The sequence below is a fragment of the Salipiger sp. HF18 genome (assembly GCF_011806505.1).
GTDB classification, from domain to species: Bacteria; Pseudomonadota; Alphaproteobacteria; order Rhodobacterales; family Rhodobacteraceae; genus Salipiger; species Salipiger thiooxidans.
On sequence record NZ_JAATOS010000652.1, the window covers coordinates 1 to 1,916 of the forward strand.

General features: G+C 67.0%; 3 protein-coding genes. All 3 read left to right on the forward strand.

The annotated features are described in order from the left end of the window. On the forward strand, positions 1-236 hold a 236-nt coding region (locus tag HC022_RS25430), incomplete at its 5' end, for a putative PEP-binding protein (RefSeq protein ID WP_167454245.1). 164 nt (positions 237-400) lie between these two features. Then, positions 401-1,036 (forward strand): cell wall hydrolase, encoded by a 636-nt coding sequence (locus HC022_RS25435; RefSeq protein WP_040383859.1) that lies wholly within the window; start codon positions 401-403, stop codon positions 1,034-1,036. 198 nt (positions 1,037-1,234) lie between these two features. After that, positions 1,235-1,916 (forward strand): dihydroneopterin aldolase (locus tag HC022_RS25440; protein ID WP_167454246.1); only part of this gene is annotated, 682 nt, incomplete at its 3' end.

Here is a 1,916-nt window from a genome sequence, read left to right on the forward strand (position 1 = left end):
CCTTCCACCGGCTCGATGCCGAGGGCGTGGGCGAGCTCATCCGCATCGGTGTCGGACGCGGCCGGCAGGGCAATGGCGGCGTCATGCTGTCGGTCTGCGGCGAGCACGGAGGGAACCCCGAATCGATTGCCTTCTGCCGCAGCGTCGGAATCGACTACGTGAGCTGCTCGCCGTTTCGCGTTCCGGTAGCAAGACTGGCCGCAGCACAACTCGCCATTCAGGACAAGATGGGGTAGCCCCTCACCTCTCACCCACTCCATATTGTAGGTTAATGGTAAATTTGAGCCGGATTCTGCCGGTTCATTTTTCGTCTGCTGGACCCATAGTCACATTTTTATTAAAGACGCCCGGGTTTTGAGCGGTTTGGGGCAGCCGCACCTGGGACGTAACTGAGGGACAGATGATCAAAGCTATCGTGATAGCGCTTGCAGCGCTTTCCGTAGCCGTGCCTGCGGCTGCCGAAGTGAAACAGGATAATATCCGCCGCCTGGTCCGGTTGGAACAACGCGGATTGAAATCCGCCCAACAGGCCCATCTCAACGGCTTGATTACCCCGGTCTCGACCGGTGCCGTGCGTGGGTTCAACTACGACAGGGCCTGGCTCGCAAGTCAACCCGAGGCCAGCGGTGGTGCGCAATTCCAGTGCCTGGCCGAGGCGCTCTATTTCGAGGCCCGCGGCGAGTCGCTGAAAGGCCAGTTCGCCGTCGCCGAGGTGATCCTGAACCGGGTCGACTCGCCGCGCTTTCCGAACTCGGTCTGCGGCGTGATCAACCAGGGCACCGGGCGCAAGTACGCCTGCCAGTTCACCTACACCTGCGACGGCCTGCCCGAGCACATCAGCGAGCCCGCCGCATGGGACCGGGTCGCCAAGGTCGCCAAGGCGATGCTCTCGGGCGCGCCCCGGGCGCTGACCAACGGCGCGACCTTCTACCATACCCACGCGGTGCGCCCCTCGTGGTCGCGCAAGTTCACCAAGACCGCGTCGATCGGCGACCACTTCTTCTACCGCGCCGGTTACCGCGTCAGCAGCAACTGACGCCGCACGAGGGCCGGGAAGTGCCGCTTCCGGCCCTCGCGCAAGTGCTCTGCCTGCGCTATAGGCAGCGACACGCTCCGCGACGGCGGGCGGGCGCAGGGGTCTTCGGCAGACGCCAGCAGGGCCCGTCCGGCAGCTTCGGCCTTGTGCCGGCCCGGGGAAACAGACACTTGCCGATCCGCGCCGGGGGACCCTGCCATGGCCAATGAAATCCGCCTCGCCTTTGCACACCCGTCGGAGCGCGCCATCGCCACCGAGGGAGAGGCCCCGCGCGACCGGATCAGCCTGCGCGAGCACGTACGCGAGGTCGAGATCGGCGCCTTCCAGGCCGAACGCGGCCACACCCAGCGCATCCGCTTCGACATCGTGGTCGAGGTCACTCCCGCCGGCGGCCCGCTCGACGACGACGTCGACCGCATCCTGTCCTACGACCGGGTGACCGAGGCGATCGGCATCGAGCTCGCCGCCGAGCGGGTGAACCTGCTCGAGACGCTGGCCGAACGCATCGCCGAGCGCATCCTGCTCGAGCCGCAGGCGATGCGCGCCTTCGTCCGCATCGAGAAGCTCGACCGCGGGCCCGGCGCGCTTGGCGTCGAGATCGTCCGAACCCGTGGCGACTATGGCAAGCACCTGCAGGAGGTGGCGCAGCCGCGCCCGCATCCGCGCGTTCTGTACCTCTCGAACGAGGCCATCGCCTCGGACGAGCTGCCGGGCTGGATCGACCGCTACGCCTCGGAGCCCGCGCCGCTGATCCTATGCGTCGGTCTCCCCGACGTGGCGCGTCCACAAGCCTCGCACCCGCTGGCACAGCGCCGCGTCGACCTGCTCGCCATCGAGCAGAACGGCTGGCTGCTCGCCGCGCGCGACCCGCGTTGCAAGG